Here is a 13,176-nt window from a genome sequence, read left to right as displayed (position 1 = left end):
AATTATTAATTCACGCTCACACGCAATGCTGCGGCGATAGCAAAGGGTGCTAGGGTCACGGATCCCGCGAGCAAAGCACCGAGAATAGCCAACTGCCCACTAATGTTGGCGCCAAAACTTGCCATATCGATGGCTGATGTCGCGAAAATCAGTACTGGAATGTACAAAGGTAGGATCAATAGGCTCAACAGCACGCCGCCTTTACGTAATCCAACCGTTAACGCTACACCTATCGCCCCAACAAAACTCAGGGTTGGGGTCCCTAACAACAGAGTCATCACGACAGCTTGGTAACTGTTCCAGTCCAAAGATAGCAATAACGCCAATAGCGGACTGACTACCAACAGCGGTAGCCCCGTTAGTAACCAGTGTGCGATGACCTTTGCCATCACCACCAGAGGCAACGGCACAGGCATCAGCATCATTTGCTCAAGCGAGCCATCCAGATAGTCATCACGAAAAAGACGCTCTAGAGATAGCAAGGCTGACAGCAGCGCCGCAACCCAAATCACTCCCGGCGCAATCTCCTGTAACAAATTTGCACCTGGCCCCACGCCAAGTGGGAAAAGGGTGATCACTATGATAAAAAACCAGAGCGGATTTAGGCTGTCCGATGGTTGCCGGAAGGCCACTTTCAATTCTCGGCGGATAATCAGCCACATCGCATTGATCATTGGGCCCCCAGACGGATACGTTGCAGTAAAGGGTGGCCGACAAACATATCTTGGTGAGTGGTAAAAAGCACCATCCCGCCTTGCTCGACATGACGTTCAAATACCGACTCGAGCACCTGCACACCTTGCTTATCGATCGCGGTTAGCGGCTCATCAAGCACCCACAGTTTACGGTGGCTGCTCAACCAAAGACGCGCGAGCGCGATACGGCGATTTTGTCCCGCAGACAACTGTGCGGCTGGAATATCTTCTCGTCCCGCTAAACCGACTTTGGCCAACGCTTGCCAAATAGCCGCTTGGTCGTCTCGACCATGCATTTTCATGTAATACGAAAGGTTTTCGAACGCGGTGAGTTCGCGCTTAACCCCTGTGGTGTGCCCTAAGAACAGTAAGTGACGATAAAATTCATCTCTTTGCTGGGTAATCGTCTGTTGCTGCCAACAGACTTCTCCACTATCTGCGAGCCCCAGCCCCGCGATAATCCGCAACAAGGTGGTTTTACCCGCCCCATTTGGGCCTTCAATTTGTACAAGGTCGCCGGGAGAAAGAGAGAATGTCAGCGCATCAAACAACACTCGGTCATCACGAACACAGCAAAGCTGTTTCACTTCCAACATGACAAATGTTGCATCCTGCTTTGTGTTACAAAATTGGACGCATAGTACCACATTGGTCAAAATGACTGTTAGTTACCACAGGGTTGCAAAGTGTGACTCGCGTAAATAATTGTGAGAAACCATGAAGATCGGAACAACGCCCCCTCAACAATTGGTATTTAAACCACCAATATCGGCACCGGCACTTGCCCAAAATATTGATGCCGCTTTACTTGCTAATGCCCACTTTACCCTGTTAACGCCGGGCAGCTCGACACCGCTATCTGACACACTGGCACAACTTCATCTCTTCCCTGCGGTATTGAATGCGATAAAGAATCAGCCCCCTGCCACTCAAGCCATGATGCAGTCGCTACTGGCGCTGTGGACACTCCCCGGTAGCAAAAGCCACCAGCCTCTCGATCCTGAGACACTGATGCAATGGCTGACGCATCGCCCTGCTGACAAACCATTAACAACCCTATTGCGCCAATGGCTAAATCGTAACGAAGACGCGGGTCCCTTAATCGGCGTATTACGTCTGATGGCCGAACAGCGCGTCTCAGAGTCTGCACGGAGTGGCGAGTGGCAATGGGTGTTCCCATTTGCCGAACCAGAGAAGCCTCCGGTACGGGTACATGTTAAACGGCGTCAGTCAGAAAAAAAGGCGAAGCCAGAGAAGCAACAGTGGCAGATACGTTTATATCTACCTGTGGGCAAGCAGTATGTCCGCGCAGACGTAAACCTTGAGGGAAAAGGAGGAAGCTTACTGCTAACGGCGCCGACGGACGCGCTAAAACGACGAATACAAGCAACATTGCCTTGGCTAGAAGAGCGCTTGGCATCGCAACACATCCCGCTCGACATCGCCATCAACCCTCACCATGACAGCCAGCCGCCCGAGCAAGATACACGTCGTGCAGGCTTATCGATAAAGGTGTGATCATGAAGAAAACAAAACGAGCCATTGCGCTAGGGTATGACGGCTATCAGGCGCCCAGCGTCAAAGCAAAGGCAGTCAATGAATTGGCAGATGCCCTCATTGAGGCACTGTCCGACCAAGGCTGTTTGATCCACAAAGATGAGAATTTGCTTAAATGGCTAGAACGCCTAGAGGTTGGCGAAGCGATTCCACCCAGTTTGTACCGTGTGGTTGCAGAATTGATCGCTTATGCTTGGGTATTAGAAGGAAAAACCCCACCCGGGTGGCAAGGACCTAAGCCCATCAACACTAAAGTGTAACTACCGTTGTTGATTTGCCGCTTGGCGTTTGCGTAGACTAAGTAGCAACTCAGCCTCGGCCTTGGGCAAATCACACTCATGCATCAGCTCATCGAGATCGGCGCCGAGATCAACCATCTTGCTAGCACGACTGTAAAGGCGACTGCCTGGATCTTGCATTTCAAGTTCCACCTGCTTTTCCAGTAACTCGTCAACATTTGTAGCAATGTCTGCCAGTTTTTGTCCCATGCCCATACTGCCCGCACGCAGCTCATTGAACTGTTTAGCAAGGCTGTCGTGGCGCTGACGCGCACTTTTCAACACGGTTTCCATGGCCTGCAACTTATTTTCAAGTCGCTCTCTGGCGCGTCGCTCAATCCGCAAACGCCACAAAGCGACGATGGCAAAAACCACCGTCACTGCGACAGGTAACCAAGTCAATAACAGCGCAACCATTACAGCATTGCCATTTCATTCCATTCTTCGTCGGTCAACAGTTTGTTGAGATCAACGAGGATTAGCAAGTCGCCATTGCGGTTGCTAACGCCTTGGATAAATTTGGCGCTTTCTTCTGTACCGACACTTGGTGTGGTGTCAATTTCTGAGGTTTTCAGGTACACCACCTCAGCCACACTGTCGACCATGATACCGATCACTTGTGTTTCCGCTTCAATCACGATTACACGGGTATTGTCGGTGACTTCGCCTGGCATCAAACCAAATCGAGAGCGAGTGTCAATGACGGTTACCACGTTACCACGCAGGTTGATAATCCCTAACACATAATCGGGTGCGCCGGGAACAGGAGCGATTTCGGTGTAGCGCAACACTTCTCGCACCTGCATGACGTTGATGCCGTAGGTCTCTTCTTCGAGCTGAAAAGTGACCCACTGCAATACCTCGTCATTGACGCCTTCTTTTTGAACTTCAGCTACCTGAGACATTGATTTTCCTCTTTACGCGCTGTGCAATTTATCATTACGCCATCGCTTTGGCGTCAATCCCCTGATTTAACATAGCAATAAATGCTTGAACATGGATCAGGGCACACATTTTTTCTTTGACCATACCCGCCAACCAAGGCCGCTTTCCGGCTTGCTTGCGCCAGCGAATTGCTTTACCACTTAATGCCTGAGTGCCCAATAAGCGATTACAGGCCAGTCCCCACTTACTATCACCCAGTAATACTATGTAATTATAGTCATCTCTGTGGCTATTATCTGCCAGTTTTTCTGGCATCACCCAACGGGCGGTATCGACCACATCAAGCTGTTGGTGTTTTTCTGTCTGCAAACCCAGATACCAGTCAGGACGACCAATCAAGTGATTGCAATCTCCCAATTGGTGGATCCCGCCTAACTCCGCGAGCGGCACCGCATAGGTCACGCCCATACTCTCAAAAAATAACACCTGAAACTCAGAGGCGGTTTCCACATTTTCCCATTGGGTTGGCGGCAGGTCCTCTCCAGCTTGGGTCTCTGGCTCCACTGCTGACTCGACATCGACTGTTTGCTCGGCTTCCACCTCGGTTTCAAGATCTACCTCGGTGTCAAGATCCACTGCAGTGTCAAGCTCGGCATCAGTGGCAATATCCGCCTCCAGATCGGTCTGGGGCTCAACCATCATTTCAGCATCAAGATCGATTGCCTGTGCCTGCTCGGTTTCAACCGCTACCTCTTCGGTCACCTCGGTGTCCACGATAGGCTCATCCAGCAACGTCTCGGTTGTCACCTCTGTGTCGCTCTCAATGTCTGTCTCAGTGGTAACCTCAAGGTCAGGCTCAACCACTGTATCCACATCAGGAGTGTCTGTTTCAGTCGCCGTTTCTACTTGAGGCTCAACCTCCGCTTCGGCTTGCGCCAGTTCGGCTTCTTCATCCACTTTCAGTTGCGCAAGCAAGCGCTCAACCTCGGCGAGATCGCGTTCTGGTTCAGCAAATGCCACCGGCTCAACGTCGGTCTCATCAGGGGCAAGCTTAGGCTGAGGCTCAAGCTGATAATCTGGGTCAAGTGGCGTCGCCGTTTTCTGCCAACTTGGTTCGCTGTCTGACTGACGCACGCTATCTTCAGCAACGGCCTCTTGCTGAGGTGCACGGGTCTCGTCTAAGTCATCCAGTAAGGCTTCAAAATAGTCATCGAGCGCCTGACCACTGGATAGGGCATTATGCTTGTTCATCCTGCTCCAGTCGCTCCAAATACGTTAACAGTGTCTTGTAGGCAAAAACGCCACGGCAATTTTTTGCATAAAACGACGCGGGCATATGTTTTAGGCTCGCATCGCGGAATTTGGTGTCGATGGGCACCGCCGATGCCCAAACCTGATCGCTATAACGCACTTTAAGCTCTTGCAATGTTTCTAACGATGCGCGAGTTCGCTTGTCATACATGGTCGGTATGATCGTTAAGTTAAAATTAGAGGTTCGCGACTTCTGCATGATCTGCAGGGTGCGCATCATACGCTCTAACCCTTTCATTGCCAAAAATTCTGTTTGTACTGGGATCAACACACGGTGACTCGCTGCCAATGCATTCACCATCATCACCCCCAGTATAGGCGGGCAATCAATGAGGACATAATCGTACTCATCAGCCAGAGAATCGAGTGCCTTTTTAAGCACCAACCCCATACCGCCGCGATTACCCATCACTCGGTCTAGTGTCGCAAGGGACATATGCGCAGGAATCAAATCCATGTTGTCGAACTGGGTGCGCACAATCAGTGGCTTCACCGTTTCTTTATTCACGGTTTGCAGCTGAAAAAGATCGAATAAGCTCGCAGGCAACTGCTCAGAGTCAAAATTTAGATAGGTCGACAAGGAGGCGTGCGGGTCCGTGTCCACCAGCAGAACGCGCTTTTTACGTTCGCTAATTAAACCGGCCAGTGTCACTGTGGTGGTTGTCTTACCGACACCGCCTTTTTGGTTGGCGATACTCCAGACTATCAAGCCCCACTCCTTATTTTAAATTCAGCTCAACCAGAATACGCTCTGCGATACGATCGAGCGGTAAATCCTCCGATGAAATACCCGCTTTAGCCACCGCTTGAGGCATACCGTAAACGACACAGCTTTCTTCGTCTTGTGCCCATATGGTGGAGCCTGCGCTCTTCAGCATTCGTGCGCCTTCTCGGCCATCTGCCCCCATGCCTGTCAACACCATCGAAAGGACCTTGTCACCATAGACTTTGGCCGCCGAGCCAAAGGTGACATCGACACAGGGCTTATAGTTCATGCGCTCACCGCCATCTAAAATTTTCAAGCGCGCTGCGCCCGGCCGGCCATCTATCATCATCTGCATGCCACCCGGCGCCAAGTAAGCATGGCCCGGCTTTAATGCATCACCGTCTTTGGCTTCGGTAACTGTAATCTGACTCAACCCATTCAAACGCTGTGCAAATGCTGCCGTAAATGTTGCCGGCATATGTTGGATAAGCACGATCGGTAGTGGGAAGTTGGCGGGAAGCTTGGTCAACACTTTTTGCAGTGCGACGGGTCCACCAGTCGATGTGCCGATCGCAACGAGCTGATAGCGTTTACCACTTGCAGTAAATCGCGCAGGTGCCTTTGATTTTGCCGCAGGGGCTGCGTTTGGCGCCGCAGGACGGACAGGCGCACGTGCGCCACCCGCTGGCGAGGCAGTTTGTCCTGTTGTCGCACTCGGTGCTGGTTTGCTAGGACGACGCAAGAAAGAGCGCTTGCGCGCAATTTCGAGGACGCGCTGTTGAAGTAAGCTGGTCGCTTCATCACGATTACGTGCGATATCCTCAAATTTCTTGGGTAAGAAGTCCAAGGCCCCCGCTTCGAGCGCATCAAGCGTCGCTTTTGCGCCTTCATGAGTCAGAGACGAAAACATTAAGATCGGCGTCGGCGTCTGTGCCATGATCTGACGTACCGCTGAGATACCATCCAGAACAGGCATCTCAATATCCATGGTCACGACGTCAGGTTTGAGCTGAGCAACCTTCTCTACCGCTTCTTTGCCATTCACCGCGGTATCAATCACTTCCAGCCTAGGATCGCCGTTGATAATCTCACTGACACGGCGGCGGAAGAAACTTGAATCATCCACCACCAGAACTTTCACTGCCATGCGCTTCCTTTTCTCAAATTAACCCGCGTAATGTTTTAGCAGGTTGGGCACATCGAGGATAAGAGCAATATGTCCATCACTGGTGATGGTTGCCCCAGCCATACCGGGAGTCCCTTGTAGAAGTTCATCTAGCGGCTTAATGACCACTTCTTCTTGACCGAACAAGGTGTCCACCACAAACGCAATGCGTTGATGGGCAATTTGCACAATCACCACATGGCCCTTGGTTTTATCGATATCAGACTGACCCTTGCACAGCCAATCTTGTAAGAAGAACAGCGGAATCGCTTTGTCCCGCACAATGAGTGTTAGTTGTCCATCCACCGTATTGGTACGAGACATATCTAAGCTAATAATTTCACTGACGTTCGACAGTGGGAACGCAAACGGATTATCGCCGACACCTACCATCAATGTGGGGAGAATAGCCAACGTTAGCGGAACCTTGATTTCAATAATGGTACCGCGTCCCAACTCAGAGTCGATGTTTATCGAACCGTTGAGCTTGGTGATCCCCGTTTTCACCACGTCCATACCAACACCACGTCCAGAGATATCTGAGATCTCGGTTTTAGTAGAGAAACCGGGGGCGAAAATCAGGTTATACGCTTCACTGTTAGTCAGTCGTGCCGCAGCATCCGCATCTAGGACACCACGATCGACCGCGATGCCTTTCAGTTTCTCCGCATCCATACCGCCACCATCGTCTTCGATAGTCAGCAGAATATGGTCACCTTCTTGCGACGCTTTCAAGGTGATGGTACCCACTCGTGGCTTACCCGCCTTTTCACGTACGTCTGGCATTTCAATGCCGTGGTCAACCGAGTTACGCACCAAGTGGACCATGGGGTCGGCCAATGCCTCGACCAAGTTTTTATCCAAGTCGGTTTCTTCGCCTTTCATCTCAAGGACGATTTCTTTCTTCAAGCTGCGCGCTAAATCACGTACCACGCGTGGAAAACGACCAAATACTTTTTTGATTGGCTGCATGCGCGTTTTCATGACAGCGCCTTGAAGGTCGGCGGTGACCACATCAAGGTTAGTGACCGCTTTGGACATGCTCTCGTTGTTGCTACTTTGCCCCAAGCTCACTAAGCGGTTACGTACCAGAACCAATTCCCCCACCATATTCATGATGGCATCGAGGGTTGAGGTATTAACGCGAACGGTTTGCTCCTGCTGTGGGGCGGCAGGTGGTTTTTTCTCCGGTGCTTTTTCTGGTGCAGCCGGGGCTTTATTGCCAGCTCCCGCCTTAGCAGGCGCACTGGGTTTAGCGGGTTCCGCTTTTTTGGGTTCTGGCTTGGGCTCGGGCTTTGGTTCAGCTTTAGGCGCTTCTGCTTTTGCCGCTACTGGCGGCGTATCGCCCGCGGCCGGTCCTTTTCCTTTCCCGTGCAAATCATCGAGCAGCTTTTCGAACTCATCGTCATCGATGAATTCATCACCACCGCCACTCGCTGGCGCTTTTTCAGAAGCGGTCTGCTCTTGTGTGTCGTTGCTATTTGCCGCGGGGCCTTTACCTGCACCGTGTAAATCGTCTAGCAATTTCTCGAATTCGTCATCGGTGATATCACCACTGTCGGCCTCTGTGTCTGCAACCACATCGGGCTTGTCTTGGCTATCGCCGCCTGCTGTCGGCGCTTTCCCTTCGCCATGCAGTTGATCGAGTAAGCGATCAAATTCGTCTTGGGTGATCTCATCAACCGAATCACCACTGATCGCGTCATCACTCGACGCTGAGGCTTCCGGTTCTGGGGTCGGCTCTGGTTCTGGCTCTGGCGTTGGTTCTGGCTCTGGCGTTGGTTCTGGCTCTGGCTCCGGCTCTGGTTCAGCCGCTTGCTCGTCTGCACTGGCAGGTTTCGCATAGCGGTGCAGCGCCTCTAGCAACTCAGGCGAGGCCGCTGCCGGCTCTTCACTACTTTGAACCGCTGAGAATTGATCATTGATGGTATCCAACGCTTGCAAAATGGTGTCCATCACATCTGAGGTCAACTCTCGACCATGGTTACGCAGCGTATCAAAGACATTTTCCGCACCGTGACATGTGTCAACCAGCGCATTAAGGCCCAAAAAGCCCGCCCCGCCTTTTACGGTGTGGAAGCCACGGAAGATGGCATTCAGCAAGTCTGAATCATCAGGGGCACGCTCCAAGTCGACCAGCTGTTCAGACAGCTGCTCAAGGATTTCTCCCGCTTCAATCAAAAAGTCCTGAAGGATTTCTTCATCCATTTCAAAGCTCATAGCGCACCTCTAAAAACCCAAACTCGATAATAAGTCATCGACATCATCCTGGCTGTGGACCACGTCATCACGCTCTTCAGGATGAATAATCGGTCCTTCCGGCGCTGACTTGTCAACGGTATCTTCTTGTTGAGACGGCGCTTCTCCCGCCGTCTCGTCATTTTCCATGCCGAATGCAGTCAGAATTTCGACGAGTTGTTGTTCAACTTCTTGCACAAGTTCGATAACACGTCGAATCACTTGGCCGGTGAGATCTTGAAAATCTTGAGCCATCAAAATATCGGTTAAATGGCCGTGAAGCTCTGTCGCTCCGCCTTCCACCTGGGTCAACAACTCGTCGATGTTGTGGCAAAGGCTTTTAAACTCATCCAGGGCGATTTCACCCCGCATCAAGCTGTTCCAATTCGGCCTAACCGCTTGCAAATTATCTTGCAATTCACTGGCAATAGGCATGGTACGCTCAACCGCATCCATGGTGCGGTTGGCCGCAAGCTCGGTTTTCTCCATCACATAAGTGAGGCGATCGCGAGCGTCAGGAATATCGACAGTCGCCAAATCACCAATTCTGGGATCCAAGCGAAAGTTGGAGATAGAGTCGTGTAATTGGCGGGTGAGTTTGCCCACTTCATTAAACAGTGGGTCTCGCGCCTCTTTCGCGATATCAGCGAGAAGCGCATTAGCGTTATCTTGCTCTCCACTCTCAAGATACGCGACCAATTGTTTCGCTTGGTCCAGATTGATCATGACGATTACCTTTTACTGTGCGCCTGCTAATTACATGCGCTCGAAAATTTTATCGAGCTTCTCTTTCAGTGTGGCAGCAGTAAAAGGTTTTACGATATAACCGTTCACGCCTGCTTGCGCAGCTTCAACAATCTGCTCACGCTTCGCTTCGGCAGTGATCATCAGTACAGGGAGATGCTTCAGCGAGTCATCCTTTCGGATCTCTTTGAGCAAATCGATTCCCTGCATCCCAGGCATATTCCAATCGGTCACGACAAAATCAATACCGCCCTTTTTGAGGATTGGCAGCGCTGTTAAGCCGTCATCCGCTTCAACGGTATTGTTGAAACCTAAGTCACGAAGAAGATTCTTTACGATACGGCGCATTGTTGAAAAATCATCAACAACGAGAATTTTCATGTTTTTATCCAAGGTTGCCTCCGGTGAGGTCTCGTTTTATTGTCGAAACTGTTACTTACTCACTATGCCAAGCGGAAAGCTTGGCTCTCAATCGTTGCGTGGCCTGACTCTGAATCTGACAGACCCGGGATTCACTCACCCCAATCACTGCCCCTATCTCTTTGAGGTTTAATTCCTCATCATAATAAAGAGATAGCACCAGTGCTTCTCTTTCGGGAAGACTTTTTATCGCCGCGGCCAATGCCGCTTTGAAATTATCCTCCGCAACATCCTGAAAGGGAAGATTGTCGTTGCGATGACTGTCGGTTGTAAATGCATCTTCGGAGACACCTAAGTCGTCCATGCCGATTAATCGGCCACAGTTAACGTCATTCAGTGCCTGATGATACTGATCTAGGCTCATATCAAGCCGTTGTGCCACTTCTACATCCGTGGGATCACGGCCTAATTCCTTTTCCAGTGAGGCTATCGCATCACTGATTGTCCTGCTTGCTTTGTGGACCGAGCGTGGCACCCAGTCACCACGGCGCATATCATCCAGCATAGCACCGCGAATCCGAATACCGGCATAGGTTTCAAAACTTGCGCCCTTACTCGGATCATAATTTTGCTGCGCTTCAAGCAAACCTATCATGCCTGCTTGAATTAAATCTTCGACTTGTACACTCGGCGGCAAGCGCCCCATTAAGTGGTGCGCTATCCGTTTGACCAAGGTTGAGTATCGTTCGAGTACCCCTTGGCCATTATCACCTGTGCGACTATAGGTGAGCGCTTTATTCACGAATTAACTCTCCTGCGTCATCATTTTTGATCAGCAAACGCTCAACAAAAAACTCCAGATGACCACCAGGGTTACGCGGTACTGGCCACGTCAGTGCTTTATTCGCCAGAGCGTTTAAAGCCAGCGACGCTGGCGAGCGAGGAAATGCGTCGATAACAACTTTCTGTTTTCTCACTGCTTGCCTCACTCTTTCATCCACAGGAACACATGCCACTAATTCTAGATTAGCATTTAGAAACCTTTCAGTGACTCGCGTTAATTTTGTGAACAAATCTCGCCCTTCACGGTAGCTTCTGACCATATTTGCTACGATTTTAAAACGATTCACGCCATGTTCACGGCTTAAAATCTTGATCAGAGCATAGGCATCGGTTATCGAAGTAGGCTCATCGCACACCACGACCACCACATCTTGCGCTGCACGCGAAAAGCTCAGTACCATATCAGAGATCCCCGCAGCGGTATCTACTAAGAGTACATCAACCTCTTCTTCGAGTGTACCAAAAGCGCGAATCAAACCAGCATGTTGCGCGGGAGTTAGCTCGGTCATGCCTTGCATTCCAGACGATGCTGGCACGATTTTCATACCGTGCGGCCCTTCAATGATGATGTCTTTCAAATCACAAACACCTTGAAGGACGTGAGACAAGTTCTTGCCGGCTCGTAATCCGAGCAACACATCGACATTCGCCAAGCCAAGGTCTGCGTCAAGCACCATGACTTTTTTGCCTTGGCGCGCCATAGAGGCCGCCATTCCTAGGGTGACATTTGTTTTCCCCACACCACCTTTACCGCCAGTCACTGTGATGACTTTAGTCCGTGAGGGGTTGGTTAGACGGCGAAGGCCGCTTGCTTGATCTTGCATGGTTGTCTCAATCATAAAAGTCCGCCCCATTCGACTCTGGGACATCACTGCTCCAGAAGTGATTGTGCTGATCCGCGCCTGATTCCAGCATTTCGCTGGCTTTTGACACGAGGAAGTGTCCTGTCGCTTGGCGGATATCTTCCGGCACACGTTGCCCGTCAGCTAAGTAAGCAACAGGCAGGGCATTTTCGATGGTGACACACAACAGCTCACCGAGGCTTAGAGATTCGTCCAGCTTTGTCAGCACACAGCCGGACAAAGGAATACGACGAAAATGTTCAATGGTTTCTTGTAATACGCGACGTTGGGACGTCGCAGGCAAAACCAGCAAGCTGCGGATATGCGAACCGCTGTTTTGCATTAATGTATCGAGCTGCTCTGAAAGGCGCAGATCGCGCTGACCCATTCCGGCAGTATCAAGCAATATCAAACGTCTATGACGCAGTTGATAAAGGATGTCGGCCAGTTCATCGGCATCTTTAGCCACCTTGACCGGACAGCCAAGAATACGCCCATAGGTCGCAAGTTGTTCATGCGCCCCGATACGAAACGTATCTGTGGTGACTAGCGCGATTTCTTCAGGGCCAAAGTCCATGGCGGCACGGGCCGCAAGCTTGGCGATCGTGGTAGTTTTTCCTACTCCGGTGGGGCCCAAAAGCGCAATCACGCCGCCTGTTTCAAGCATGTTTTCATCCACGGTGATGATTTGGTCAGCGACCAAATCAAGCAGCGCTTGCCAAGCTTCAGTGGGAGGCGTGTCTTCTGGGATATAACACGCGAGCTGATCCGATAGGTCAGACGATAATCCCATGCGCTCCAAGCGTTTAATCAGCATGGCACGCAGCGGCTCTCTACGTTCAACCTCTTGCCACATCAAGCCTGACAGCTGATGTTCAAGTAAGCTACGAATGGAGGCCATTTCTTGGCGCATCGCTTCAATCTCTTCATTGGACGATTGCGACTGGCGCGCTTCGAACCGGGAAGGATCCAGTTTAGGCTTGCTACCCGGCTGTTGATTCTGGCGCCCTGCATCTTGCCAACTGCCACGACCATTGCTCTTCAACTCGCGACGAGGTTCATAACCTCGCCCCAATGCGGCAGGCCGCTCAGGTTCTCTCGAATTCGAATGACGTTGAGGGTCGGGGCGAGATGACTGTTTTTGTTGTCGTTGCAACAACGCAGACAGGGAGTCGGCTTCGTTTTGAGGCGCACGGTCTGCTGGGCCTGATTTATCTCGATATTCATCGAGCATGGCCGAAAAACGGGGCGGTCGCTGATTGCGCGGCGCCGCTTGTTGGCGTTGGCGCAATTGGACCTTGTCGTCAGCGAGCTGGCGGTGTGCATTTGAGTATGCCTGCGCCGCCTGCTCTTGTGCATGAGCCTGTGGCTGCGGCTTGGCAGGAACAGGATCTGTATCGGCATCGACGGCAGCAACAATTTCCACACCACCAGTCACTTTTTTGTTAGACATGATCACCGCATCCGCACCGAGCTCTTCTTTGACTTGGCCAAGTGCAGTACGCATGTCTTTAGCAAAAAAACGTTTGATTTTCAAAGCTCTGCCCTACTC

At 51.2% G+C, this 13,176-nt stretch carries 15 protein-coding genes; 2 read left to right on the top strand and 13 right to left on the bottom strand.

Annotated features, from left to right (window positions below):
• Nucleotides 1-5 precede the first annotated feature (5 nt).
• The gene (gene ccmB, locus BGK46_RS03795) at nucleotides 6-674 is read right to left on the bottom strand and encodes a heme exporter protein CcmB (protein WP_069587183.1); all 669 of its coding nucleotides are present in this window, start codon (nucleotides 672-674) and stop codon (nucleotides 6-8) included.
• Complete coding sequence (gene ccmA, locus BGK46_RS03790; RefSeq protein ID WP_069587182.1) at nucleotides 671-1,291, bottom strand: cytochrome c biogenesis heme-transporting ATPase CcmA; 621 nt, start codon at nucleotides 1,289-1,291, stop codon at nucleotides 671-673. Before ccmA ends, ccmB begins: the two co-directional genes overlap by 4 nt.
• Nucleotides 1,292-1,412: 121 nt before the next feature.
• Between ccmA and BGK46_RS03785 the strand changes: the two genes are divergently transcribed.
• Nucleotides 1,413-2,213 (top strand): flagellar hook-length control protein FliK, encoded by an 801-nt coding sequence (locus tag BGK46_RS03785; RefSeq protein WP_069587181.1) that lies wholly within the window; start codon nucleotides 1,413-1,415, stop codon nucleotides 2,211-2,213.
• Between the two features lie 2 nt (nucleotides 2,214-2,215).
• Entirely contained in the window at nucleotides 2,216-2,512 is a 297-nt protein-coding gene (locus BGK46_RS03780) for an EscU/YscU/HrcU family type III secretion system export apparatus switch protein (RefSeq protein ID WP_069587179.1), read from the top strand.
• On the opposite strand, the gene BGK46_RS03775 is transcribed toward BGK46_RS03780, so the two are convergent.
• The 11 genes from BGK46_RS03775 to flhF are packed head-to-tail and all read right to left on the bottom strand — an operon-like array spanning nucleotide 2,513 to nucleotide 13,161.
• A complete protein-coding gene (locus BGK46_RS03775; RefSeq protein WP_069587178.1) occupies nucleotides 2,513-2,947 on the bottom strand; it encodes a DUF2802 domain-containing protein in 435 nt (144 codons plus the stop codon).
• Nucleotides 2,947-3,435, bottom strand: a complete 489-nt coding sequence (locus BGK46_RS03770; RefSeq protein ID WP_069587175.1) for a chemotaxis protein CheW — start codon at nucleotides 3,433-3,435, stop codon at nucleotides 2,947-2,949. The genes BGK46_RS03775 and BGK46_RS03770 overlap by 1 nt, the downstream gene beginning before the upstream one ends.
• 34 nt (nucleotides 3,436-3,469) lie before the next feature.
• On the bottom strand, nucleotides 3,470-4,666 hold the full coding sequence (locus tag BGK46_RS03765) for a chemotaxis protein CheW (RefSeq protein ID WP_069587172.1): 1,197 nt from the start codon (nucleotides 4,664-4,666) through the stop codon (nucleotides 3,470-3,472).
• Nucleotides 4,653-5,435, bottom strand: coding sequence for a ParA family protein (locus BGK46_RS03760; protein WP_069587171.1), 783 nt, complete (start codon nucleotides 5,433-5,435; stop codon nucleotides 4,653-4,655). Before BGK46_RS03760 ends, BGK46_RS03765 begins: the two co-directional genes overlap by 14 nt.
• A 10-nt stretch (nucleotides 5,436-5,445) precedes the next feature.
• Nucleotides 5,446-6,579: a protein-glutamate methylesterase/protein-glutamine glutaminase gene (locus tag BGK46_RS03755; RefSeq protein ID WP_069587169.1), complete on the bottom strand. Its 1,134-nt coding sequence runs from the start codon at nucleotides 6,577-6,579 to the stop codon at nucleotides 5,446-5,448.
• Between the two features lie 18 nt (nucleotides 6,580-6,597).
• Complete coding sequence (locus BGK46_RS03750) at nucleotides 6,598-8,817, bottom strand: chemotaxis protein CheA (protein ID WP_069587167.1); 2,220 nt, start codon at nucleotides 8,815-8,817, stop codon at nucleotides 6,598-6,600.
• Between the two features lie 9 nt (nucleotides 8,818-8,826).
• Nucleotides 8,827-9,561, bottom strand: a complete 735-nt coding sequence (locus tag BGK46_RS03745; RefSeq protein ID WP_069587165.1) for a protein phosphatase CheZ — start codon at nucleotides 9,559-9,561, stop codon at nucleotides 8,827-8,829.
• A gap of 30 nt (nucleotides 9,562-9,591) precedes the next feature.
• The gene (gene cheY / locus BGK46_RS03740; protein WP_069587163.1) at nucleotides 9,592-9,960 is read right to left on the bottom strand and encodes a chemotaxis response regulator CheY; all 369 of its coding nucleotides are present in this window, start codon (nucleotides 9,958-9,960) and stop codon (nucleotides 9,592-9,594) included.
• A gap of 55 nt (nucleotides 9,961-10,015) precedes the next feature.
• On the bottom strand, nucleotides 10,016-10,741 hold the full coding sequence (locus BGK46_RS03735; RefSeq protein WP_069587161.1) for an RNA polymerase sigma factor FliA: 726 nt from the start codon (nucleotides 10,739-10,741) through the stop codon (nucleotides 10,016-10,018).
• Entirely contained in the window at nucleotides 10,734-11,621 is an 888-nt protein-coding gene (locus BGK46_RS03730) for a MinD/ParA family protein (RefSeq protein WP_069587159.1), read from the bottom strand. Before BGK46_RS03730 ends, BGK46_RS03735 begins: the two co-directional genes overlap by 8 nt.
• Complete coding sequence (gene flhF, locus BGK46_RS03725) at nucleotides 11,614-13,161, bottom strand: flagellar biosynthesis protein FlhF (RefSeq protein WP_069587156.1); 1,548 nt, start codon at nucleotides 13,159-13,161, stop codon at nucleotides 11,614-11,616. The genes BGK46_RS03730 and flhF overlap by 8 nt, the downstream gene beginning before the upstream one ends.
• Nucleotides 13,162-13,176: the final 15 nt, after the last annotated feature.

This window comes from Salinivibrio sp. SS2, from assembly GCF_001722075.1.
Taxonomy (GTDB): domain Bacteria; phylum Pseudomonadota; class Gammaproteobacteria; order Enterobacterales; family Vibrionaceae; genus Salinivibrio; species Salinivibrio proteolyticus.
Note: the sequence above shows the minus strand (reverse complement) of the source record. Positions and strands in the feature narration are given on the sequence as shown.

Coding starts and splice junctions, on each gene's coding strand:
- BGK46_RS03745 (WP_069587165.1), bottom strand. CDS start 9,561: ATGATCAATCTGGACCAAGCGAAACAATTGGTCGCGTATCTTGAGAGT.
- BGK46_RS03755 (WP_069587169.1), bottom strand. CDS start 6,579: ATGGCAGTGAAAGTTCTGGTGGTGGATGATTCAAGTTTCTTCCGCCGC.
- BGK46_RS03785 (WP_069587181.1), top strand. CDS start 1,413: ATGAAGATCGGAACAACGCCCCCTCAACAATTGGTATTTAAACCACCA.
- BGK46_RS03775 (WP_069587178.1), bottom strand. CDS start 2,947: ATGGTTGCGCTGTTATTGACTTGGTTACCTGTCGCAGTGACGGTGGTT.
- ccmA (WP_069587182.1), bottom strand. CDS start 1,291: ATGTTGGAAGTGAAACAGCTTTGCTGTGTTCGTGATGACCGAGTGTTG.
- BGK46_RS03750 (WP_069587167.1), bottom strand. CDS start 8,817: ATGAGCTTTGAAATGGATGAAGAAATCCTTCAGGACTTTTTGATTGAA.
- ccmB (WP_069587183.1), bottom strand. CDS start 674: ATGATCAATGCGATGTGGCTGATTATCCGCCGAGAATTGAAAGTGGCC.
- cheY (WP_069587163.1), bottom strand. CDS start 9,960: ATGAAAATTCTCGTTGTTGATGATTTTTCAACAATGCGCCGTATCGTA.
- BGK46_RS03765 (WP_069587172.1), bottom strand. CDS start 4,666: ATGAACAAGCATAATGCCCTATCCAGTGGTCAGGCGCTCGATGACTAT.
- BGK46_RS03730 (WP_069587159.1), bottom strand. CDS start 11,621: ATGATTGAGACAACCATGCAAGATCAAGCAAGCGGCCTTCGCCGTCTA.
- BGK46_RS03780 (WP_069587179.1), top strand. CDS start 2,216: ATGAAGAAAACAAAACGAGCCATTGCGCTAGGGTATGACGGCTATCAG.
- BGK46_RS03770 (WP_069587175.1), bottom strand. CDS start 3,435: ATGTCTCAGGTAGCTGAAGTTCAAAAAGAAGGCGTCAATGACGAGGTA.